Source organism: Labilibaculum sp., assembly GCF_963664555.1.
In the GTDB taxonomy this organism is placed as follows: domain Bacteria; phylum Bacteroidota; class Bacteroidia; order Bacteroidales; family Marinifilaceae; genus Labilibaculum.
Genome location: NZ_OY761461.1, coordinates 1,074,005 through 1,100,501 on the forward strand (window position 1 = coordinate 1,074,005; position 26,497 = coordinate 1,100,501).

Genomic DNA, 26,497 nt, shown 5'->3' on the forward strand with positions numbered 1-26,497 from the left:
TTGTTTGGATTCTAAAAAAAGAGAAGTTCGTATCCATCAGATCAAATTTGGTTGCTTGTATCGGTGTAATACAATTTTATTCTTTTTTAAAAGAACTAAAATTAAGAAACAATCTAAGTTTTCTATTCCTAGTATAAGATATAAAATTACCATTGACATTTTTTGGTGATTCGGGCTGAAATGTAAAGCGTGAAAAATTGAAATAGCTATTTTTTTGTTTTTTTAAAGCACTATTTATCGAATTTTCGATTGCAGAAGGGTCACAAAATTTAAAACGTAAGCAGGTTCATACTGCAGGCTACATCTAAAGATATTAATTATCCGTGCAATTAATTGATGATGAATAGATTAATAGTATTTATAATTTCCTTTAATTAACATTTATGGCATAAGACGGTATCATAAATGACACATGAGTTATCATTTCAACTCTTATTATTAACAAATTTTAACAGCTTCGAGTAGGGGTAGTAATATGTTTGTAACATGTTTAATAACCGAGTTTTATTTAAATCAGATTTCTATGATGATTAAAAAAGCGAAATTAAAAATTCCGGTGCAATCGTTGTCAAGGCAATTGTTAATTTTTACTGGAATTGCGCTAATGTTGCTTTCTGCAACTGTGGCATATGCGCAGACTGAACGAACCGTAACCGGTGTTGTTGTTTCTGCGACAGACAATACGCCAATACCGGGTACAAATGTAGTTATAAAAGGAACTACAATTGGTGGAATTACCGATATTGATGGAAACTACTCTATTCAGGTTAACGAAAACGATGTCGTTGTTTTTTCTTTTATTGGATTTAGATCTCAGGAAGTTCTTATCTCCAATCAGCAGGTAATAAATATTATATTGGCTGAAGATATATCCAGCCTTGATGAAGTTATTGTTGTAGGTTACGGTGTTCAGCAGAAAAAGCTAGTGACTGGTGCTACTTCTCAGATGAAAGGAGATGCAATTCAAAAGCAAAATGCGACTAACCCTTTACAAGCCATGCAAGGTCAAACGGCCGGTGTTAATATTGCGTCTACTTCAGGGCAGCCAGGGGCAGACATGAGAGTAACCATTCGTGGTATTGGTACAGTTGGAGATTCTCAACCACTCTATATTATTGATGGAGTTCAAGGAGATATCACAACGGTAAATGCTTCAGACATTAAAAGTCTGGATGTATTAAAAGATGCTGCTTCTGCGGCCATTTATGGTTCTCAGGCTGCTAATGGTGTTGTTTTGGTTACTACAAAACAAGGTAGAGCGGGAAAAGCTCAAATTTCATTTGATGCATATTACGGTGTGCAGAATGTAGCGAGGACTACTAATATGCTGAACAGAAATGAATACATTTCTATCATGCAGGAACAAGCATTAAATTCTGGATCACCTTTATATGATGCCAGTGTTTTTGATGGTGCTGCCGATACTGATTGGGTGAATCAAATGTTTGAAGACAATGCTGTTACAGAGAATTATTCACTTGGAATTACCGGAGGGACAGATGCTTCTGTTTATGCTCTTTCCTTATCTTATATTGATCAGGAAGGTATTGTAGGTGGTGCAGATGTATCAAACTATGAACGATATGGCTTTCGTGTTAATACAGAGCACAAATTGTATGGAAATATTTTGAAGGTTGGCCAACATATGAATTTCAATTATATTAAGAATAATGGAGTTGCTGTTGGTAATCAATATAGTAATAGTTTAAGAGGTGCATTTGGTACGTCTCCTTTATCACCAGTATATAGTGATAACAATATTTACGGTAGTCCTTACAATGACACATCTAATTCACAATGGAATACGGGTGATGGTAATCCTTACGGATCATTAATGACTAATAATAAAAATGCCAGCGATCAGCAAAAAATGCTTGCTGATATTTATGCGGAATTAGAGCCTGTTAAAAATTTAAAAATCAAATCATTGTTTGGTTTTAATTATTATGCTTCTGAATATCGAAGTTATTCACCATTGTATCAGTTCTCTATTTATTCATATAACAATGATCACACCACAGTGAATCAAAACATGAGTAAAGGACATACCATGACCTGGACAAATACCGCAAGTTATAGTTTTGATCTTAATGAAGTACATAAGTTTGATGTATTGGCTGGTATGGAAGTTATTCGTTTTCAGGGAACTAAATTGGAAGGTTCAAATTGGGATCTGCTCTCACAGTTCGACAATTTCGGAGGTGCTTATCTTGATAACACAAGTGGACAAGCAGAGTTGGATAAAGATCCGGAAACAGGTGAAGTAAAAGGAGTTATTGAGAAACGCACAGTTGGAGGTGGACCAGAGGTGAAATCACGTCGTCTGTCCTATTTCGGTCGTTTGGGATACAACTACAAAGAAAAATACATGCTGAATGCGACTTTACGTGCAGATGCATCATCGAAATTTACCAAAGGGAATCGCTGGGGATATTTTCCATCTGTTTCAGCAGGTTGGGTTGCAACAAATGAACCATTTTTAGAATCGGTTAATACCTGGATGGATTTCCTTAAAGTAAGAGCAAGTTGGGGACAGGTAGGTAACCAGTCTATTGATGATTTTCAGTATGCAGCACCTGTTAACACATCAACCAATTTTTCAGGAACTGATCCAGCTGCTAATTATGTGTTTGGTACAGCACTGGTAAATACACCTGGAGCATATCCAAGCAGATTATCCAACCCAAATGTAAAGTGGGAGACCTCGGAACAAACCAATATTGGTTTCGATGCTTATTTTATGAATAGTCGATTGGGTGTTAATGCAGATTTTTATGTGAAAAAAACCAAAGACTGGCTGGTAACAGCACCAATTTTAGCAACTGCCGGTACATCTGCTCCTGTTATTAATGGAGGTAATGTGAAAAATACAGGAATTGAATTGGCCTTAACATGGTCTGATAATATTGGAGATTTGAATTATCATATTGGTGTTAACGGTGCTTATAATAAAAACGAGGTAGGACAAATCCCTACTGATGATGGAATTATTCATGGCTTATCAAATATGTTGTATGATAATTCACCGGAGTTTTACAGAGCTGAAAATGGACATGCCATCGGATATTTCTGGGGTTATGCAACAGCTGGAATATTCCAGAGTGAGGCAGATATACAAGCTTGGCGAAATGCGGGAAATGGAATTTTGCAGGACGATGTAAAACCAGGTGATGTAAAATATGTAGATCAGGATAAAGATGGAATCGTAAATTCTGACGATAAAGTAGATTTGGGTAGTGGTATTCCTGATTTGACTTATGGTTTTAATCTTAGTTTGGACTACAAAGGATTTGATTTGGCAATTTCTGCTAATGGTGTTGTGGGTAATGAAATTGTACAGTCGTACCGGAACCAGGGGAATAAGAAGGCTAATTACACAACAGCTGTATTGCAGCGCTGGACTGGCGAAGGAACATCCAATAACATGCCGCGTGTTACAGAAACCAATGTAAACTGGCAATTCTCAGACCTTTATATACAAAATGGAGACTTCTTACGCATTAGTAATATTGCTTTGGGATATGATTTTAGCAGATTGACTAAAAACAAATTATTCAGTCAGCTGCGATTATATGCTGCTGTTCAAAACGCATTTACTTTTACAAAGTATGATGGTATGGATCCGGAAATAGGATATGGAACACAAAGTTGGGTGTCAGGGGTCGATTTAGGATATTACCCACGTCCTCGTACTTTCCTGATTGGTGTTAATCTTAAGTTTTAATGTTGATAAAGATTTAGAATTATGAACAAAATAAAATTAAATATTCTAACATTTGGAATGCTGAGTCTGGGCTTATTCTCTTGCTCAGAATCATTTCTGGATGTAGAACCGGAAACCTCTATTTTTGATAGCAATTTTTACAAAACGGAGGCTGATTTTGAAATGGCTTTAGTTGGTTGTTACGATGGATACCAAAGAACAACATCTGATGGCGGAACTGCTTTCTATGTAGCTTCAGAGCTTCTGTCGGATGAATGTTTTGGTGGTGCAGGTGCAGGAGACGATAGAAATAATCAGCTTTTGGATCGATTTGATCTAAGTCAGGCACCTTCTTATAATGATATTTTTAACGAGACATGGAAATCTTATTATGCTGGAATTTTTCGTTGTAATAAATTGTTAACGAAACTGGATGGTATTAGCTGGGAAGGAAAAGAAGAAACTCGTAACAGAATAGAAGGCGAAACTCGATATTTACGTGCGTTATTGTATTTCGATTTGGCACGATTGTTCAATAAAGTGCCCTTGTTGCTTGAACCAACTACCGATAATGTGCCTCAATCGGAACCTGCAGCTATTTATAAAATAATTGCTGAAGATTTAAAGTTTGCTGCTGAAAATATTAATCAGCCGGCTTATTCCCCTTCATGGGCGACAGCAAATGACGGACGGGCTACTCAATGGGCTGCTAAAGCAGTGTTAGGAAGAGTATTCTTATTCTATACAGGTTATTATGGTACTTCCGATTTAGAAGGAGTAGTTGATAAAGCTTACGTATTGGCAGGACTTGAGAATGTAATATTAGAAGGTGGATTTTCTCTTGTTTTAGATTATAAAAATCTTTGGCAAGCAGCATCCAGTGCACCCGATGTAGAAAACAATACATTGGCTGGTACTTGGGCCGGAAGAGGGAATTCAGAAGCCGTATTTACACAAAAATTCAACTATACTTCCGATTATAATGGAAATATTGATGGAAACAGATGGCTGGTGATGATGGGATTAAGAGAAACGACCTCTTCACCTTATGGTTACGGATGGGGATTATGCACTGTAAATCCGAAAACTGTTCAGAGTTTTGATACTGATGATCAGCGGAAAACAGCCTCAGTTATTGACATAGCCTCCGAAGGTGTAGCTGAGGATCTTGATTTATCTAAATGGCGGGAATATACCGGATATTGTAACAAAAAATACATACCTCTTGCACTTCCTGATGGAACTTATATTGTTGAAGGCTTAGGAGAAGGTGATAATCAAATTTCACAATTTCAGGATTTTATTGTTGTGCGCTATTCTGATGTTTTATTGATGGCTGCCGAATTGGGCAGTGCAAAAGCTCAAACATATTTTGATGAAGTGAGAGGACGGGCTGGTTTAGGGACTAAAACTGTAACAAAGGAATCCATTATGGCTGAGCGTAAGGTAGAGTTTGCTTTTGAAGGAATCAGGTATTGGGATTTATTACGTCAGGGAATTGATGTGGCTGCTGCTGCAATTGCAGAAAATAATACAGAAGTATTAAGTGCGAATGTGTCTGATTTTGTTACAATCACCGAAGCAAACATCAAAAAAACAAAAGGGTTTATGCAAATTCCGAATACACAAATCACTCTTTCGAATGGTGTATTGAAGCAAAATGAAGGATGGGAGTAGTTTTAAAAAATATAATATGATGAAAAAACTATATAATTTATTAATATTTCTGGTTCTATCAGCTATAGTGTATACAAGTTGTACACCAGATAAATACGATCTCGAAAAAATTGATGTCAAATCAGAAGATTTGGTGGAGGGTATAGCCTATACGATAACACATGACACTGAAAATCCAAATATCGTTTATCTAACAAGTTTAATGGAATCTAAATACACACCTCTTTGGAATCATCCTCAGGGCAGAAGTCAAGGACAAAAGGATACATTAAAGATTGCATTTCCAGGTGTTTACAAGGTTCTTTTTGGCGTGAATACAAGAGGAGGGGTCGTATTCGCCGCTGATTCAGCAGAGTTTGTAATTGATGAATTTTATTCGGGATTCGTTGATCATAAGTTGTGGACTAATTTAACTGGTGGTGTTGGACATGAAAAAACGTGGCGACTGGATTATGGTTCTTATGGCCTTGCTTCAGGACCTTTGACTTATTGCGCACCTCAAACAACCTGGAATGAATGGCAAGCGGGTACTGCTTCAATCGGTTGGGCTCCTGCATGGGTTGGTAACGAATGGATTATAGAAGAAGCTGATAAAGACAGTAGAATGACTTTTAGTCTGATTGACGGTGCTGTGATGACTACTCATAAAGTTACCGAAGGAGTGGATGAGGTAGGAACTTTTTCACTGGATGTAGATAATCATACTATAACCACTACAGATGCCACCATTCTTCGTTCTAACAACTTTATTGCTAATGCAACTAACTGGAATCAGAATTTGGTTATTTTAGAACTAACAGAAAATCAATTGATGGTTGGCGTTAGAAGAACAAATGATGAAGGAGATTATTTATATGCCTGGAATTTTGTTTCTGATGAATATGCTGAAAATTATGTGCCGGATGATGTTCCTGATCCTGAACCACCTTATGATGGTGATGCTAATAATGATTTAACAACGACAGTTACTGTTTCAAAAACATGGACAGTTGATATGGATTACCCATACAATTGGTTTGGATTAGATGGCAGTGCACTAAGTGAGGTTGCTACTTACGGAAGTGATCCAGAGGGATTCACTTTTACAACATGGACACCTCCATATGACCAGGTTATTTTTGAATCCATAAACTTATCCTTAACTAAGCAAGGGGATAAGGATGGAAATTATGAATTAGTAACTGCAGAAGGCACTGTGGTTGGTAATTATACAATTGATGATTCTAACAATATAGATTTTGGTCAACCTTTGAGTGTATTTTCAGATGTTGGAGGTTGGTTATCTTTTGGTACAAGCGAAGCTGAAAATCTGACGAATACTTTAAGAGTTATTGTTTCGGAAAAGGATGCATTAGGTAACATTGAAGCTATATGGTTGGGCATGAGATCAGCTGATAAGGATGAATATTTAGCATTGCATTTAAAACCAACTAGCTCTGGTGGAGAAGAGAATCCAGAAGAAGCTCTTAAGAATATTATTTGTGGAAGTACATGGAAAGTTGATTCTGGGCGCAGCTATGATAAAACTACTAGCTGGGGAGCTGAACAAGGTCCTGTTATTTTTTCAGATTATTCTACTTGGGCTTATAATCCTCTTCCAGGTCAACATTATGCTGCAGGTGAAGCTGATATTGACTATGGTAGTATGAAATTTGAATTAGACGGTACAGTATCTGTTAGTCAACATCGCAGAATCTACACGTATGTTGATGAAACATCTGGTGAAACTCTTGTTCGTAATGGTTCTCCTGAAGATGGAGATATTCTGGATACGGATGATATTGTAAATTTAAACGGCACTTGGACACTTGATTTGGATAATAATAAATTAAGTATGTCTGTTGGAGTTGTTCACCCATGGACCTGTGATTATATGGTCTTGGATTGGGGAGATCTTACAATTTACCGTATTGATGGAGAAGCTATGTTGTTACAAGCTTTGCGAGATCCTGATCGCTCTGGTGAGGATGCTTTTCAAATGACTTATGTTTTTGTACCTCTTCAATAAATTAGAACTATAATAGATATTTTATCCCGCCCCATTGCGGGCGGGATCATTCTATAATCAAAATTACAAACAATGAAATTGCACCATATATTAATCTCCTTTTTGATTGGGTTGATGGTTTTTGGAGGATGTTCAAATGACGAAACCAGCATAAATCCGGAATTGGTAGTTTCTGTTGATAAGCTGGATATCGCAAAAGCCGGGGAAACAAAAACCATTCATGTTAAAAGTAATGTGGATTGGACGATCGAAAGTTCAGAATCATGGTGTACTGTAACTCCAAATTCCGGAAAAACAGGAACTAACGCAATAGAAGTACTTGTTAGTGCAAATAACAACACCGATGAAAGAGCAGCAAGCCTTACTGTAAGAGCTGGTGATCTCACTAAGGAAATACCTGTTGTGCAAGCTCCCGAATATTTATTGTTACTGACAAAAAGTGCATTTGAACTTAATTCCGATGCTCAGGAAATAAGCATAGAATTTCAAACATCCGGAAAGGTAGAAATTGCTGTTGACGGAGCTTGGATTGCAAAGAAAGAATTAAAAAGTGTAGCCGAAGGATCTCAAACTTTTATAATTAGTGCAAACGAATCTTTTATAGCACGGGAAGGCAGTATCAAATTTACTTTAGATGATCTTACAGAAATAGCCACAATCAATCAAAGTGGAATCGATTTGAACATTCCTGCAGATGAAACTGGTGTTGAAAGTAATGCAGTGACTTTGGCTGGGAAAATGATAGCAGGATGGAATATTGGGAACTCTATGGAAGTACCCGGAGGAGAAACAGGTTGGGGAAATCCGGTTGTTTCCAAACAATTAATAGACGGCGTTAAAGCTGCTGGGTTTAATGCGATTCGTATTCCATGTGCATGGGATGCTTATATTACAGATAGAGAAGCTTATAAGGTGTCTGATACCTGGTTTGCCAGAGTAAAAGAAGTGGTTGATTATTGTTACGAAAATGAAATGTATGCCATCTTAAACATTCATTGGGATGGTGGATGGTTGGAGAACAACCCAACTTACGATAAACAAGACGAAGTAAATAAAGAGCAATATGCCCTTTGGCAGCAAATAGCGGTGTATTTTAGGGACTATGATGAACATTTGTTGTTTGCAGGAACCAATGAAGTTCATGCGGATTATAGAACTCCTTCAGAGGAGAATTACACTGTTCAGCAATCCTTTAATCAAACCTTTGTAAATGCTGTACGATCTACAGGAGGAAAGAATGCCTACCGAAACCTGGTGGTTCAAACCTACAATACAAACATTGCACATGGTGTCAATTTTCATGAAATGCCAACCGATGAAGTTGCAGATCGGTTAATGCTTGAAGTACACTATTATGATCCTTGGGATTTTTGCGGACAGGAGGAAAGCGGTTTCAAAACCCAATGGGGAAGTGGATATACAGATGTTTCCAGTTACGGACAGGAAGACTATTTAAATGAACAATTTGGAGCCATGAAAAACAACTATTCGGATAAAGGTATTCCTGTAATTTTAGGTGAGTACGGAGCCATGTTAAGGGCTGATTTGACTGGTGATGCATTAACTACTCATATTGAATCGAGGAATTATTATTTAAAAACAGTTACCCATTCTGCAAAAGCAAATGGCATGATTCCTTTTATATGGGATAATGGTGGTACCGGTAATAATAGTTTTGGTTTATTCGATAGAAGTATCGGGAATGAGGTTCATTCCGATGCGATTGATGCGATTATTGAAGGTGCAACAAATTAAAAATATTTAAAGGTTTAGAAACGACTTATTTCAGTTTGTTTTTGTTTGATGTGATTGGTTGTTAGTGATTTAAAATAAAATTTTATGTTTTTGAAAAAAAAGAAATTAACTATATTTTGTGCAGGTCTGGGAATATTGGGTGCTCTTGCTTCTTGTTCGCAGCCAAAATATGAAAAGTTGGAGAATGGGGTAGTTGTTTCTCTTAATAAAAAGGAAAAAACAGATGCGGCACTGGTGAAATTGGAGGTCGTTACTGACGAAATTATTCGGGTAAGTTCTACTCCTGAAAAATCATTTCCTACAAGGGAGAGTCTGGTTGTATTGCCTCAGCCAAAAGCCGCTGATTATTCAATTGATGAAAATTCAGAATATATAACACTGTCTACTTCAAGTATAAAAGCAAAAGTATCTCTTTCTTCAGGAGAAGTGTCATTTTATGATTTAAATGGACAACAATTGTTGAAAGAAGCAGAAGGAGAATCCAAAGGATTTACGCCGATTGAAGCCGATGGATTTAAAGGATATTCTTTTCAACAGGTTTTTGATTCACCTGATGATGAGGCTTTTTATGGTTTAGGACAACACCAAAGTGATGAATGGAATTACAAAGGAAAAAACGAAGAATTGTATCAATACAATACTAAGGTTTCTGTTCCATTTGTAGTTTCAAATAAGAACTACGGTATTTTGTGGGACAATTATTCTCTAACACGTTTTGGTAATCCTGATGATTACGGTCAATTGTCACAGTTTAAACTGTACAGTAAGGATGGGATTGAAGGTGCTTTAACTGCCACTTATACAACAGGAAAGGGTGAGGAATTTACAAAAAGGGATGAATCAGATATCGATTACGAGAATTTGAAAACAGTTAAGAAGTTTCCTGAAGATTTCCCTTTTAGTCATTCTAAAATTGTTTGGGAAGGAGAGATTGAAGCCAAGGAATCAGGTATTTATCATTTTAAATTGTATTATGCCGGATATACCCGTGTTTCGATTGGTGGTAAAGAAGTTGTTGCAGAGAGGTGGAGAACAGCCTGGAATCCGAACACTTATAAGTTCACTGTTGAGCTCAAAAAAGGGGAACGTGTTCCGATTAAATTGGATTGGAAACCGGATGGTGGTATTTCTTATGTCAGTTTGAAAGCATTAAGTCCCCGCCCGGCAGAAGAACAAAGTAAATTGGCTCTTTGGTCAGAAATGGGACAAGAGCTTGATTATTACTTTATTCATGGCGATAATATGGACAAGGTGATTAGCGGATACCGTCAATTAACTGGGAAAGCAACTATTTTGCCTCGTTGGGCATATGGTTTTTGGCAAAGCCGCGAACGCTATAAAACCCAGAAAGAAGTAGTAGGTACTTTAGCCGAATTTCGGAAACGTAAAATTCCTATCGATAATATTGTGATCGACTGGTCGTATTGGGAAGAGGATCAGTGGGGAAGTCATAAATTTGATGCTTCACGTTTTCCTGATCCGAAAAAAATGATGGATGATATTCATGCGATGAATGGACGTGCGATGATTTCTGTATGGCCAAAATTCTATATTAACACAGATAATTATAAAGCGTTAGATGCAAAAGGTTATATGTATCAACAAGCTGTAAAAGATAGTATTGGAGATTGGATTTCGGAAGATTATATTGGCTCATTTTATGATCCGTATTGTAAAGGTGCACGTCAATTGTTTTGGGATCAGTTGAATAAAAGCATTTATTCAATAGGAATGGATGCATGGTGGATGGATGCTTCGGAACCGGATATTGTGTCTAATTCAAGCATGGAATATCGTAAGGAATTAATGACACCAACTGCAATCGGTTCATCAACTGAGTTTTTTAACACCTATGCGCTAATGAATGCAAAGGCCATCTATAACGGGCAGCGTAGTGCTGATCCAAACAAACGTGTATTTTTATTAACACGTTCAGGTTTTGCTGGATTGCAAAGGTATAGTACTGCAACCTGGAGTGGTGATATTGGAACACGATGGGAAGATATGAAAGCACAGATTACAGCAGGAATGAATTTTGCCATATCAGGTATTCCATATTGGACGATGGATATTGGTGGCTTTTGTGTTGAAAAACGTTACGAAACGGCTAAAGAAGGAAGTGAAGATTTAAAAGAATGGCGTGAATTAAACACCCGTTGGTATCAGTTTGGAGCATTTGTTCCTTTGTTCCGTGCGCATGGGCAGTATCCATACCGGGAAGTTTACAATATTGCACCGGAATCGCATAAAGCTTATCAGAGCATTCTGTATTATAGCAAGTTAAGATATCGATTAATGCCATATATCTATTCCTTGGCAGGACACGTATATTTTGATGATTACACGATTATGCGTGCTTTGGTAATGGATTTTGCGAAGGATTCAAAAGTGAATAATATCGATGATCAGTATATGTTTGGCCCATCTTTAATGGTTTGCCCGGTATATGAATATGGTGCTCGTAACCGTTCTGTTTATCTGCCTGAAAGCAATGGATGGTACAATGCTTATAATGGAAATTTTGTTCAGGGAGGACAAACAATCACCGCCGATGCTCCTTACGATCGAATGCCAATGTTCGTTAAGGCAGGATCAATTTTACCTGTAGGCCCAGAGATTGAGTACACCAGTCAAAAGTTAAATGCGCCAATAAAATTGGTTGTTTATACTGGTGAAGATACAGAATTTGAGCTATACGAAGATGAAGGTCTGAATTTTAATTACGAAAAAGGCAAGTTTAGTACAATTTCAATCAATTGGTCCGAAAATGATCAAAAACTGACTATTGGAGAGCGGAAAGGTGAGTTTGAAGGAATGCCACAGGAACGAATATTTACTATTGTGTTTGCCTCTGAAACAAATAAAGTAGATTTTAATTTTGATAATTTTAAAGGCAAAGAAGTTAAGTACAATGGAAACGCAATGCAAATTGAATTGAAATAGTTAACTCACGGGAAGCAATATGATCCCGGCAGACAGATGTTTGCCGGGATTTTTTAAGATATGTATTATGAATATCAAGGCAATATTTTTTTTACTGTTGGCAATGTTAATTCGCTTGTCAACTTACGCACAACAGGAAAGTGTGCCTGAAAAAGGATTCGTAAGTTGGCTGCCTGCAGCCAAATGGGAAGATGCTTTACTGTCGGGTAATGGAACTATGGGAGCTATGGTGATGGGGAATCCGTTTGAAGAAACAATTATTCTCAATCATGCATTGTTGTATTTGCCCAATGAAGTTCCTTTAATACCTCCGGATATGACTCCTTATTTGGACACAATTAAGAAGTTATCTTTTGAAGGGAAATATCAGGAGGTGGCCGAATTGGGTGTGAAAATTTGGAAAGATACCGGCTATGGTGATAAAAAATGGACAGATTCTTATGTGCCTGCAGCTAACTTAACTATTGATATGCCAGCGTCAAACGTAAATAGTTACCGGCGAATGGTGAATTACAAAACAGCTGAAGCCATAGTTGAATGGACTGATCAAAAGGGAACTTTTTGTCGAAAAACCTTTGTCTCACGGGCAGATGGTGTCGTTGTAACTCAGATAAAAGGAACAGGGCCAGTAAGTGCTAAAATTTCGTTGCATCAACATCCGCACTCATGGGAGCAAAATGATTTAATTAATTCACTGATTAAGAAATCGGAAACTATTATTGATAGTGATTTGATGCACTATCATGTTGAATATGGTAAGCCGCATTCGCATTCTCCTGATGGTTATGATGGTCTTTTAAAAGTGATAAACAAAGGTGGCAAGGTTTCAAAAAGTAAGTGTTGTTATAAAATTGAAAATGCGCAGGAAGTAATTATTCTTACTTGCATCGAACCTTATAAAGGAACCAACGAAGAATCATTGTTAGCCATTCAAAACAGATTGAACAATGCTGGTAATGACTATAATGCTTTGCTGAACCAGCAAATAAACAGTCATGGCGAATTGTACGATAGAGTTTCTTTAAAGTTGAACGTTTCGGAAGAAGAAAAAGAAATGACTTCCGAAACATTGGTTTCAAGAGTGAGAGGTGGCACCAGCACAGGGATTTTGCAGCGTCAATTTGAAGCTGCACGTTACAATATTCTATGCTCTACGGGAACGAATCCACCAAACCTGCAAGGAATCTGGAGTGGAACATGGACACCGCCATGGTCGGGTGATTTTACTCATGACGGCAATGTAGAAGTTGCTGTTTCAAACCTACTTAATGGAAATATGCCTGAATTGATGATGGCTTATTTTGATTATCATGAGCGCTTAATGGATGATTACCGGATAAATGCCAAACAATTTTATGGGGCAAGAGGTATTCATGTTGCCACTCATACCAGTACGCATGGTTTCAATAATCATTACGATGAAACATGGTGCATGGAATATTGGAATGGTGGTGCCGGTTGGACAGCGTCTTATTTTTACGATTATTATTTGTACACAAAAAACAAAGAGTTTCTGAGAAAGAGAGCTTTTCCTTTTATGAATGAAGCATTACTATTTTGGGAAGATTTTTTAACAATGGGAGATGATGGTAAATACATAGTAGTACCCTCTTATTCGCCTGAAAATAATCCATTGGAGCATCGTTGGCAGAATTGTATCAATGCAACTATGGATGTCATGATCATCAAGGAGCTAACCCGTAATTGGATAGCTGCAGCTAAGGTTTTGGGCCTTAGTCGGAAAGAGATCTTACAGAAAGAAAATTTTCTAAGTCATCTGCCTGGTTATCAAATAAGTAAGGATGGTGTTTTACGTGAATGGCTTTGGGATGGATTAACCGACAATCAGGCTCATCGTCATGCTTCTCATTTATATGGATTATACGAAGTGCCTGATAAGGATATATTGGTGTCTGATGCTTTGCAAAGAGCAGCAAAAAAAACGATTAATGAACGCATGAAAATTAGAAAGCAACACCAAGGTGGGGAAATGGCTTTTGGAATGTGTCATCTTGGTTTTGCGGCTGTAAATATGCAGGATAAAGCAACAGCATCCGATATTCTGGAATATTTATCACGTTTTTACTGGACAAATGGAATGGCAACGACACACAATCCGGGTAATCTCTTTAATATGGATATTAGTGGAGGTTTTCCTTCATTAATCACACGCATGATTGTGACTAGTCGGCCTGGATGTATTGCCGTTTTTCCTGCTTTGCCTGATGATTGGAAAAAAGGAGAGATAACTGGTGCTTTGGCACGGGGAAACATTAAAATAAACCGCATTAAGTGGAATGATCGAAAGGTTCAAATCCAATTGTCATCACAAAACGAACAGGAGGTAACATTGGAAATTGGAAATGGTATTAAATTGAAGAATTTTAGTGTAAATGGTGCAAAATATAAAGTAAAAGAAGGTAAATTGACGCTTTATTTAGAAAATGAGAAGATGGTTAATATTGAAATTTTTTGTTTGTAAGAAGAAATAGATATGAAACGTCCATGATTAAATAATTATCAACCTGCCTACGAGCATTGTTGTTTAATCAAAGTAAGTTCTTCCGGAACCAGTTCGGGACAGGCTATATGGCAATTGAATAAAATTATATACACATGAAAAAAATATTTATATATATAGGATTAACACTTGGAGTGATGACCAATGTAAATGCACAAAGTGATGCAAAAACAGAAAAGCAAATTGATGAAATAATCAATCAACTGACACTAAAAGAGAAAGTGGCGATGTGTCATGCGCAATCAAAATTTAGTTCTCCGGGTATTCCTCGTTTGGGTATTCCAGAGTTGTGGATGTCTGACGGACCTCATGGAGTTAGAGGTGAAATAAACTGGGATGATTGGGGCTATGCTAATTGGACAAACGATTCGATAACTGCATTTCCTGCATTAACTTGTTTGGCGGCAACATTTAATCCTGAACTTTCGCATGAATATGGTGTAGCCATTGGAGAGGAGGCACGATTTAGAAAAAAGGATGTTTTATTGGGACCTGGCGTTAATATTTACCGGACACCACTTAATGGACGTAACTTCGAATACATGGGAGAAGATCCTTATTTGGCATCGGTTATGGTTGTTCCTTACATAAAAGGAGTTCAGGAGAATGGCGTTGCAGCATGCGTTAAGCATTATGCACTAAATAATCAGGAAGAATGGCGCGGACATATCAATGTAAACCTTAGCGATAGGGCTCTTTATGAGATTTATCTGCCCGCTTTTAAAGCAGCAGTAAAAGAGGGCAATGTTTGGTCAATAATGGGAGCTTATAATCAGGTTCGGGGTGAGCATTGCTGTCATAGCGATTTGTTGCTTAATAAAATATTGAAAGGAGAATGGAATTTCGATGGAGCTGTAATTACGGACTGGGGAGGGACTCATGATACCAAACAAGCTGCTTTTAATGGATTGGATATTGAAATGGGCACTTGGACAAATGGTTTGACTTCGTCGGCTAAATTTGCTTACGGCAACTATTTTTTGGCTGATCCATTTTTGAAAATGATTCAGGATGGAGAAATAGACGAATCGGTTGTTGATGATAAAGTTAGACGGATTTTGAGATTGATGCACAGAACCAATATGAACTTAAATCGTTCTCTTGGCCGGATGAATAATGTTGAGCATGCTCAGGCAGCACGAAAAGTTGCCGCAGATGGTATTGTATTATTAAAAAACAAGAATGATTTTTTCCCCATTAATCCAGACACGAATATTAAGATTGCAGTAATTGGTGAAAATGCTACCCGTTCTATGACTGTTGGTGGCGGTTCATCAGAATTGAAAGCAAAATATGAAATATCACCACTGGAAGGCATTAAAAACCGCTTCAAAAATGCGACTATTCTTCATTCCATGGGTTATGCTTCCGGACCATCAGCTTATGGACGCGAAATACCTTCTGAATTGAATGCCGATTCGTTGGTAAAAGCTGCAGTTAATGTAGCTTCAAAAGCGGATGTTGTTTTATTTATTGGAGGACTGAATAAAAATCATTTTCAGGATTGTGAGGGGGGTGACCGCAAGCATTTCGAGTTGCCATTTGGACAAAATGAGTTGATTGATAAATTGTTAAAAGTAAATAGCAATCTGGGTGTTGTTTTGGTGAGTGGCAATGCTGTCGAAATGCCTTGGCTTACTCATGTAAATGGATTAATACAATCATGGTACAATGGAAGTGAGGCAGGTAATGCATTAGCTGATGTAATTTCGGGTGATGTGAATCCTTCCGGAAAACTTCCCTTCTCATATCCAGTTCAACTAAAAGATAATGCAGCTCATTATTTTGGTGAACTTTCATACCCGGGTGATAGTATCAATCAGTACTACAAAGAAGATATTTTAGTTGGATATCGTTGGCACGACACAAAAAAGATTAAACCTTTGTTTGCCTTTGGTTACGGGTTATCTTATACAGGTTTTAAGATTTCTGATTTAACAACAGATAAGCAGATTTACTCTAAAGGTGATAAGATAAAAGTTAATTGTTTGTTGGCAAATACAGGCGAAGTAAAAGGAGCAGAAGTTGTTCAGATTTATATTGGCAAGCCAAAATCAAAAGTAGAGCGGGCTCTAAAAGAACTTAAAGGTTTCAAGAAGGTTTATTTAGATTATGGAGAAAAACAACAGGTAGAGATTGAAATTTCTGTTGATGATTTGGCATTTTACGATGAATCAATATCTGATTGGAACTTGGAAAAAGGCACGTATATTATTTATATTGGTACTTCCTCCGATACTATTATTCAAAAGCAGAAAATAAACATAAAATAGAGAGTTGGGGATGGGGTTTGCCATCCCTTTTGTATTTTAACTTTGAAATAAATTCACAAGACTTATTTATGTATAGATTGATTGGCATAATCCTGCTTTTTGTTTTATCAAGTTTCTCAATTCAGGCTGAGAGGCAATATTCTTTTCTCAAAGTTGATAATGTTGATGGATTAATTAACAACCATGTTAATTGTACTTATAAGGATACAAGAGGCTTTATTTGGATTGGAACAAGAGCTGGATTAAGTAGATTTGATGGTTTTCAGTTTGTTAATTACACACATACAACAAAAGATACAACAACAATAGCAGATAATTACATTGAGAACATACAGGAAGATGCTGATGGGAATTTGTGGATTGGTACTTTGCAGGGTTATGTTGTTTTTGATATAAATAAGGAAAAGTTTTATAGGGATTTATCATTATTCATTGGAGAAAAAAGTTCATCGCAAAATATAGAGGTTTTATACATTGATAAGAATAAACAGAAATGGATTAAGCCATATAATCAGAATTATTATCAGCGGGTTGACTCTGTTACGGGTAAATTGATAAGCGTTTTTCCTGTGCATGAAAAAGAAGAATGTTGTGTTGTGAATTTTCAACAGGCCAACGGAGATTATTATTACCTTTTAAGCAATGGAATTATCGAATGTTACGATGGAGAGAATTACAATCTCAAATTCAGAAATGATCACTTATCAGGAAAACTGGGTGCAGATAGCTTAAGTACAGCTCTTTTAATTGATGCAGAGAATGATATTTGGTTGTATGGAAATAACGATGGGCTGTATCAATACCAAATAGTAAATGAGAAGTGGAATCATTACACGGTTCATTCAAATAAAATACGCTTAACAAGTAATATCGTAAAAAGAGTTATACAAGATGATAAGGGGCTGATTTGGGTTGGGACTGACCATGGAGGTATTGATGTGATTAATAAGTTTTCCGGAGAAGTAACCCAAATATACCATCAATCCGATAACGATAAAAGTATAGCTCAGAATTCAATTACTGATTTATACATTGATGATAATAACATAATTTGGATTGGGACATTTAAAAATGGGCTAAGTTATTATCATGAGAGTATTCACAAATTTCCTCATTACAGACATTTATTGTCCGACCCATCAAGCCTGCCGTATAATGATGTAAACTGTTTCGTGGAAGATGAAAAAGGGAATTTATGGATAGGAACAAACGGAGGCGGACTTATTTATTTTAATCGTCATGCAAATACTTTTACAAAATATCAATATGAAGAAGACAAGCCTAATTCTTTAAGTGGTAATGTTGTTGTGAGCTTATTTATTGATAGTGAAAAAGAACTGTGGGTTGGAACATATACGGGAGGACTAAATCGTTTTAATGGAAAAACATTTAAAAGGTATCAATATTCACCAAATAAAAATAATGGTCTCACAAGCAACAATATATGGTCAATCAATGAAGATAATCAACAAAATATATGGGTTGGTACCCTTGGAGGAGGAATTGTAATATTCGATCGGATCAATAAGATTTTTAAACCTGTTCCGAATAAAGGGAATGTAAATTTACCAACAAAATTTGTTAAACAGATTTACAAATTAAATAATGGTAATTTCTTTATTGCAACGGAGAGAGGTGTCCTGTTTTATGACCTTAAAGAACAACGTTACAAGTATCATCCATTGCTTGCAAGATCAACGCCACTGGCCATTAGTAATAAAACAGTTAATGCAGTTTATGAAGATACCCGCGGTTTGCTTTGGATTGCTTCCCGTGAAGGTTTGATTGTGGTTAATCCCAACACAGATTTTGTTAAAAGTTTTACTGTGTCAGATGGCTTATCAGAAGATTTTATTAGTTGTATTTTAGAAGATGAGTTTCAATCTATCTGGGTAAGCAAATCAAGTGGTTTAAGTCAAATAGTAGTTAATCAGACTTTACCGGGCGAAGAATATTCATTTTCTATTTTTGATTATACAGAAGAGGATGGCTTGCAGGGAAAAGAATTTAACACACAAGCTGCATACAAAACTTCTAAAAATGAATTAATTTTTGGCGGGAGCAACGGGTTTAATATGTTTCAATCCAAAAATATCAGATACAATCAGATTTCACCAAAAGTAGTATTTACCGACTTTCAAATTTTTAATAAAAGCATCAAGCCCAATACCCCGATTAATAACAAAATTGTTCTTAAAGAATCGATTACCTCTGCTAAATCTATTGAGCTAAAGTACTCGATGAATGTTTTTTCCATCGAATTTACGGCACTTAACTTTTTTATTCCGAGTAAAATTAAATATCAATATAAATTGGAGGGATTCGATGATGATTGGGTGTCGTTGGATGCAAATCGAAATCGGGTAACCTACACCAATCTTAATCCGGGAGATTATTATTTTAAAGTTAAGGCATCCAATAACGATGGAATTTGGAATGAGGATTATGCCCAATTGCATATTATTGTGCTTCCTCCTTTATATGCAACACCATTTGCCTACTTAATTTATATTTTATTAGGTGTTGGTATCTTGGGGTATTTCAGATATTCGATGCTTCGTAAAGAGCGTCTGAAATTTGATGTTGAGCAAGGGCGCCTGCAAGCGAAACGCAATCATGATATGGATGAAATGAAACTGAGGTTTTTAACGAATGTCAGTCATGAATTTCGTACGCCATTAACGCTGATTTTAGCCCCTTTGGATAAATTGTTAAAGCAAACCAGATCCGAATCGGAAAAAAAATTGCTTGATACCATTGAGAGAAATGCCAGGCAACTGCTTAATCTGGTAAACCAGTTACTGGATTTTCGTAAGTTGGAGTTGCATGGATTGAGATACAATCCATCTTACGTTGATATTGTTGCTTTTTTAAACGAAGTGACTCATAATTTTGAGGATGCCTTTAACAAGAAGCGTATCAAATTCATATTTGAGCATTCAACAGAACATTTTATCTTCAATTTCGATAAAGAAAAACTGGAGAAGGTAATGATGAACCTATTATCCAATGCTTTAAAATTCACTCATGAAAAAGGGAATGTAAAATTAAAGTTGGAAGTAAAAGATGAAGATGGAATTGTTAATATTATTATTCAGGATAATGGTGTTGGAATAGATGAAGAGGATATCGACAAAATATTTGTGCGTTTTTATCAATCCGAAAATAATAAGAAATTGGGACTGTCTGGAAGTGGAATTGGATTGAATCTTGCCCGTGAGATGATTCAACTGCACAATGGTATTATTGAGGTGGAAAGCGAGCGGGGTAAAGGGGCCAAATTTAAAGTGAGTTTGCCAATTGATAAAACCGTTATAATAGATAATGAAGATCTGGAAAGAGTAGAAGATGATTTTGTTAGGCCTGAACAAGAATCTGAAAGTAGTGAGAAAATCAAAAAGCCGATTATTTTATTGGTTGAAGATAATATTGATTTCAGATCGTTTATGAAAGAAGCACTGCAGGAACAGTTTAAGATCTACGAGGCTCAGGATGGTCAGAAGGGGTACGATACAGTTCATAAGGTACATCCCGATTTAATTATTAGCGATGTGATGATGCCAAAAGTTGATGGCCTTGAATTGTGTACAATGCTTCGTAAAGATATCCGGACATCTCACATCCCGTTTATACTTTTAACCGCACGAACAGCTGATGAAGATAAAATTAAAGGGCTGGAAATTGGTGCTGATGATTACATAACTAAACCCTTTAATATGGATTTACTCCTTTTGCGGGTTCGTAAATTGCTTGAGAAAAGAAGTCAGTTCCAAAAACAGTTTCAAAAAACGGTTGATATTAGTCCAAGCGAAGTTCAGATTACTTCTATGGATGAAAAATTGATTAAAAAAGCCGTTGCAATAGTTGAGAAAAATATTTCAGAAGCTGGTTTTTCAGTTGAAGACTTAAGCAAGGAGTTGGGGATGAGTCGTGTTTACCTGTATAAAAAATTAGTTTCGATAACGGGTAAATCTCCTATTGAGTTTATTAGAATTATCAGATTAAAAAGAGGAATTCAACTTCTGGAAAAAAGCCAGATGAATATTGCTGAAATTGCATACGAAGTAGGATTTAACAGCCCACGTTATTTCAGTAAGTATTTTAAAGAAGAGTATGGTATTTTGCCAACGGCCTATGTAAAAAGACATAAGCAAGATGGAGAATAATTGCCCTTGATGCGGGATTAACATTTAGTTACCCTTTTGGAAACATTTGATATGTGAAAATATTGAGTTTGTAATTATTTTAGCCTTTAAATTAAAATGGAGTTATGAATTCAAAATTTTTAGTTAAAGTAAGCCTTGTGCTTATGCTTTTTTATTTAATTCCTAGGCCTGCTTATTCCAATGTTTCATTGCCTGCTATTTTTGGCAAGCACATGGTGATGCAGCAAAATTCAGAGGTGAAACTATGGGGTTGGGGCAAACCGATGGAAAAAATTAGAGTTACTACCTCATGGGATAATGATACCCTAAATACTGTAACCAATAATAATGCAAAATGGTCGGTAACCATAAAAACTCCTGAAGCAGGAGGTCCTTATTCAATAAATATAGAAGGATACAATTCTGTTGTTATCGATGATATATTAATGGGTGAGGTGTGGTTGCTTTCGGGGCAGTCGAATATGGAATGGAAAACCAGCTTTGGAATTAATAATATAGGAGAAGAGGTTGAAAATGCTGACAATAATGAAATTCGTTTTTTTTCAGTAACGCTTAAAACATCACCAACTAAATGTATTGATGTTTCAGGTCAGTGGATGAAATGTACGCCCGAAAACATGAATGATTTTAGTGCTATAGGTTATTTTTTTGGAAAGGAACTGAATAAAGAACTTAAGATTCCTGTTGGATTAATCAGCTCTAATTGGGGTGGAACGCCAATTGAAACATGGGTTCCGGAGCAAGAAATTTTGGCTTCGAATGAGTTAACAGAATCTGCTCAAAAGGTACCTTATTTTCCTTGGGCACCCAATATGCCTGGTTGTGTTTACAATGCAATGATAGCACCGATTATGCCTTTCCCAATGAAAGGAGTTTTGTGGTATCAGGGAGAAGCTAATGTCGATAATTCAGCAACATATACCAAAACCCTTGAGACTTTAGTGAGAAGTTGGAGGAAAGGTTTTAAAACTGATCTTGCTTTTTATTATGCACAAATAGCTCCTTTTACTCACTATGCTAAAGATGCAGGAGTAAAAGTCCGCGAAGCTCAACGCCGTGCTTTAGAATCTATTCCAAATTCGGGAATGGTTGTAATGAGTGATATTGGTGATCCTCTTGATATTCATCCACGTAATAAAATTGACGCAGGGAAGCGGTTTGCACATCTGGCACTTAATAAAACCTATAAGTTGAGTGATTTTCCAGCATCAGGACCGCTTTTTAAGACTTTTTTGATTAAAGGATCAGAAGTCGAAGTAATTTTTGATTGTGCAGAAGGATTGCATTGTGAGAAAGCTGATTTGCCCTATTTTGAATTAGCAGGAGAGGATGGAATCTGGTTTTCTGCTCAGGCTTTTATTAAAAACGACAAAGTACTTGTGAAATCAGAGGAAGTTAGGAATCCCGTTAATGTGAGATTTGCCTGGGCCAATTCAGCCACACCAAAACTTTTTAACAAGGATAATTTACCGGCTTCCTGTTTTACTACAATTGATTTTTGAAAACCATATAATTTTTATAAATGAGAACTATAGTAAAGAATATCATTTTATTGTCCTGCGTGTTTGTTTTTGGATTTTGTAATGTTCAAAATCAGGATATTGCATTCGATCAGCCAAATTTAACTTACGAAGGCCGAATTATGTTTCGACCTGATGCTGCGGAGCTTTCATGGTCGGGTTCTTCGGTAAGTATCCAATTTAAGGGAAGCAGTATTTCAGCTACTTTGCAGGATTTGGATACGGCAAATTATTACAATGTGATTGTTGATCGTAAGGTGATTTCGAAATTGCATACCGATACACTGAAAACAAAATACATACTAGCCTCAGGCTTATCTGAAGGAATACATCAAGTACAATTGTATAAACGTACCGAATGGGATAAAGGGAAAACATTGTTTTATGGTTTTGAATTACCCGGTGATGCAAAACTTCTGCCGGCGGAAACACCCAAAAAGAGAAAAATAGAGTTCTACGGAAACTCCATTACCTCTGCGTATGGAAATGAAGATACTAGTGGAAAAGATCGTCCGTATGGTTATTTTCAAAATAACTATGAATCATACGCAGCTATTACAGCAAGACATTTTAATGCTCAATACCATTGTATTTCTAAAAGTGGTATCGGAGTATTGGTTAGTTGGTTTCCATTGATTATGTCCGAAATGTATGATCGAATCGACCCAAATGACTCAGTTTTAAAATGGGATTTTTCCAAATATACACCTGATGTAGTAGTAATTAATCTTTTTCAGAACGATTCATGGATCGTAAATATCCCCAAAAATGAGCAGTTTAAAAATAGATTTGGTAAGGATGCACCCGATTCAACAACTATTATTGCAGCTTACAAAGATTTCGTCACTTCCATTCGCGGTAAGTATCCACATTCGTCTATTATCTGTACCCTTGGCAGTATGGATGCAACCCAAAAAGGATCTCAGTGGCCTGGATATGTACAAACAGCAGTAAGTCAATTAAAGGATGATAAGATATTCTCTTGTTTTTTCCCGTTTAAAAATTCAGGCGGACATCCAAACATTAAGGAACATCAAGTAATGGCTGACCAATTAATTGAGTTCATTGAAGAAAATATTGAATGGTGATTTAGAGCCTAATATAAAAAACTGCACTTAAATTGATATCATTAGCGTATTATTAAGGACCAAATGCAGTTGAGAGGTAGTGTTAGGAAACTAGTACTACCTCTCTTTACAAAAAATATCCTGTTAACACTCGATTTTTGATCTCTTTAGAAGGCATTGAAAAAAATAGCTTACGGTTTAGGCAGGACACCAAAATTGAGAAGATCTAATAAAGAAAAAATATGGCAAAGAAAATTAGCTTATTGGCATTACTAATCAGCAGTTGGATTGGTGTTTTATCTGCACAGGATTTTTTTCCTAAAAAGGATTTGATGTCTGTTGGTGTGTATTACTATCCTGAGCAATGGTCGGAAGATCAATGGGAAAGGGATATTGAGAATATTGCCGGTTATGGATTCGAATTTATTCATATGTCTGAATTTGCCTGGGCTCAGATGGAACCATCTGAGGGCAAGTATGATTTTACCTGGCTTGATAAAGTAATTGAGTTGGCTGATAAAAATAAGCTGAAAGTGATTTTGGGAACACCTACGCCTTGTCCTCCGGTATGGCTCGGAATTAAGTATCCCGAAATATACATACAAGATGGTAATTATCAATCTAAAGAACATGGCACCCGTGCAAACATGTCATTATCCAACCCGATTGTTTTGGAGTATACACAGAAGATTGTGGCGGCAATGGCCAAACATTATGCCCACAACAAAGCTGTAATGGGATGGCAAATTGACAATGAGCCGGAGGCTAAAGAAGATTACAGTCCGTCTGCACAATTGGCATTTCGGAAATGGTTACAAAATAAGTATGCAAATATTACTGAACTGAATAAGGCATGGGGAACGGCATTTTGGAGTCAGTTGTATTCATCTTTTGAAGAAGTTAGAATTCATAATGCTCAAAATGTAGGTTGGTGGGGTGCAAATCCTATTGCTTTATTGGATTTTAAACGCTTTACAGCGGATACGCAAGCATCTTTTTTAGATTTTCAGGCAGAGGAATTGCGGAAATATATTGATGAATCGCAGTTTATCACTACAAACTATGTAGCAAAAGGAAATCATACGGATCCGCGAAGAAGTAAAAAACTTGATTTTGCTTCATTTACAGCTTATCCCAATTATGGAAGCAATAATCTGGGAGACTTGGGTTTTCGTTTAGGTGATCACACCGTTTTAATGTATGCCAATGATTATTATAAGTCGGTAAATGGTATTACAGGAGTTATGGAACTGCAGCCCGGACAGGTAAATTGGGCCAATTACAATTCATTGTTACAGCCCGGAACCGTTCGTATGTGGCTGTGGCATTGTTTTGCAGGAGGTAGTTCTTTTGCATGTACCTATCGTTACCGACAAGTACTTTATGGTGCCGAGCAATATCATCATGGTGTGGTTCGAACCGATGGTGTTACTTTGAGTCAGGGAGGAGAGGAGTATGTACAGGTGATCAAAGAGGTGAATGAATTGAGGAAAAAGTACAGCAAGAATACTCAAATGCCTGAAGCTGTTCAGAAGAGAAAAACTGCCATCATGTGGTCGTTTGACAACCTTTGGAATCTGGAAAGACAAAAGCAAACCTATCAATGGGATACTTGGAAACACATGCAGCGTTATCAGCAGATACTGCATTCATTTGGTGCTCCGGTGAGTTTTATTTCAGCGGAAGATGATTTTGATGATTATGAATTTATTATAGTTCCTGCTTACGAAATGGTAGACGAGGCGTTGGTTCAGAAATGGAAAAAGTTCGTTTCAAAAGGAGGTAAGCTTATTGTTTCACCAAGAACCGGCGCTAAAGATAAAAATGCTCATTTATGGGAAAATAATTTATCGGGCATTATGAATGAACTAATTGGAGGAAAGATTTATTCATTTGATATGCTTCCATCCGGGAAACAAGGTAATATTTTAATGGATGGGAAAAATTACAAATGGAGTTCATGGGGAGATTTAATTATACCGGAAGATAAAACTGAGGTCGTAGCTAGTTATACCGATCAATTTTACAAAGGAACTGCCTGCATTTTAAAAAATGAAATTGGTAAAGGGCAGGTTTGGTATATTGGAGCAGAATCTGTTGATGGGGATTTGGAACGAAATCTACTGAAAAATATATATCAGCAAAATAATATCGTGGTAGAGAATTATCCTGAAGGTGTTTTTGTTCAGTATCGCGATGGTTTTATGGTGGCTGTTAACTATTCTTCCGAAGAGTATATTTTAGATTATAATGGAGATTACCTGATAGGAGATAAGGTGCTGAAACCGGCAGATGTTGCTGTGTGGAGTATTGAGAAATAGTTTGGGTGATAGATATTGAATTCTTTTTTGCAATGTCATTTTGGACTGAGAATTGAAAAAAACACATAAATAGTTAAACTTGTTAACTATTTATGTGTTTTTTTATACAAACCAATTTTTAAATTTATGCGAGAGTAGATACAACAAAGGTTTTTGATCCGGCATATCCGGCAACAAATACTCGTAAAGAAGTTTATGAGTTTATTGAAACGATTGACGACCTGCCAGTTAAAAAACATTCTGAAACTTATGGCTATTTTACAAAAGCGGGAGCGAAAACGCTTCTTGCCAAATTGTATTTAAATTCAAAAGTATATGCTGATGTTGAAGAATACGGAGCAACCCAAGAATATGAAAAGTTGGTTCAATTACTCAGATATAATGAATGGAGGAACTATTGAGTTTGTTTTGGGAGATGTTATGAATAAAGGCTTTGCATCTTCAGAAATGACTTGTCCTCCTTCTTTTTCAGATAACAATTAAGAATAAAGAACTTACTTGATGTTTTAGTTAAGGGATTTTTAATAAATTAAGATCAAATCA

At 36.5% G+C, this 26,497-nt stretch carries 12 protein-coding genes; all 12 read left to right on the forward strand.

What is annotated here, in order from left to right; translation table 11 throughout:
• The first annotated feature begins 523 nt into the window (after positions 1–523).
• Positions 524–3,724, forward strand: coding sequence for a SusC/RagA family TonB-linked outer membrane protein (locus ACKU4N_RS04445; protein ID WP_321320983.1), 3,201 nt, complete (start codon positions 524–526; stop codon positions 3,722–3,724).
• Between the two features lie 21 nt (positions 3,725–3,745).
• On the forward strand, positions 3,746–5,380 hold the full coding sequence (locus tag ACKU4N_RS04450; RefSeq protein WP_321320985.1) for a RagB/SusD family nutrient uptake outer membrane protein: 1,635 nt from the start codon (positions 3,746–3,748) through the stop codon (positions 5,378–5,380).
• 16 nt (positions 5,381–5,396) lie between these two features.
• Positions 5,397–7,388, forward strand: a complete 1,992-nt coding sequence (locus ACKU4N_RS04455) for a hypothetical protein (protein WP_321320986.1) — start codon at positions 5,397–5,399, stop codon at positions 7,386–7,388.
• A gap of 72 nt (positions 7,389–7,460) precedes the next feature.
• Positions 7,461–9,143 carry a cellulase family glycosylhydrolase gene (locus ACKU4N_RS04460; RefSeq protein WP_321320988.1) on the forward strand — a complete coding sequence of 561 codons (1,683 nt, stop codon included), beginning with the start codon at positions 7,461–7,463 and terminating at the stop codon, positions 9,141–9,143.
• Positions 9,144–9,227: 84 nt separating this feature from the next.
• Entirely contained in the window at positions 9,228–12,086 is a 2,859-nt protein-coding gene (locus ACKU4N_RS04465; protein WP_321320990.1) for a TIM-barrel domain-containing protein, read from the forward strand.
• Positions 12,087–12,153: 67 nt separating this feature from the next.
• On the forward strand, positions 12,154–14,568 hold the full coding sequence (locus tag ACKU4N_RS04470) for a glycosyl hydrolase family 95 catalytic domain-containing protein (RefSeq protein ID WP_321320992.1): 2,415 nt from the start codon (positions 12,154–12,156) through the stop codon (positions 14,566–14,568).
• Between the two features lie 134 nt (positions 14,569–14,702).
• Positions 14,703–16,880 carry a beta-glucosidase family protein gene (locus ACKU4N_RS04475; RefSeq protein WP_321320994.1) on the forward strand — a complete coding sequence of 726 codons (2,178 nt, stop codon included), beginning with the start codon at positions 14,703–14,705 and terminating at the stop codon, positions 16,878–16,880.
• Positions 16,881–16,948: 68 nt separating this feature from the next.
• Positions 16,949–21,046 (forward strand): hybrid sensor histidine kinase/response regulator transcription factor, encoded by a 4,098-nt coding sequence (locus ACKU4N_RS04480; RefSeq protein ID WP_321320996.1) that lies wholly within the window; start codon positions 16,949–16,951, stop codon positions 21,044–21,046.
• A gap of 104 nt (positions 21,047–21,150) precedes the next feature.
• Entirely contained in the window at positions 21,151–22,548 is a 1,398-nt protein-coding gene (locus ACKU4N_RS04485; protein WP_321320998.1) for a sialate O-acetylesterase, read from the forward strand.
• 20 nt (positions 22,549–22,568) lie between these two features.
• The gene (locus ACKU4N_RS04490) at positions 22,569–23,654 is read left to right on the forward strand and encodes an SGNH/GDSL hydrolase family protein (protein WP_321321000.1); all 1,086 of its coding nucleotides are present in this window, start codon (positions 22,569–22,571) and stop codon (positions 23,652–23,654) included.
• Between the two features lie 221 nt (positions 23,655–23,875).
• On the forward strand, positions 23,876–25,954 hold the full coding sequence (locus tag ACKU4N_RS04495; protein WP_321321002.1) for a beta-galactosidase: 2,079 nt from the start codon (positions 23,876–23,878) through the stop codon (positions 25,952–25,954).
• A gap of 321 nt (positions 25,955–26,275) precedes the next feature.
• On the forward strand, positions 26,276–26,437 hold the full coding sequence (locus ACKU4N_RS04500; RefSeq protein ID WP_321321005.1) for a hypothetical protein: 162 nt from the start codon (positions 26,276–26,278) through the stop codon (positions 26,435–26,437).
• The last annotated feature ends 60 nt before the right edge of the window (positions 26,438–26,497 follow it).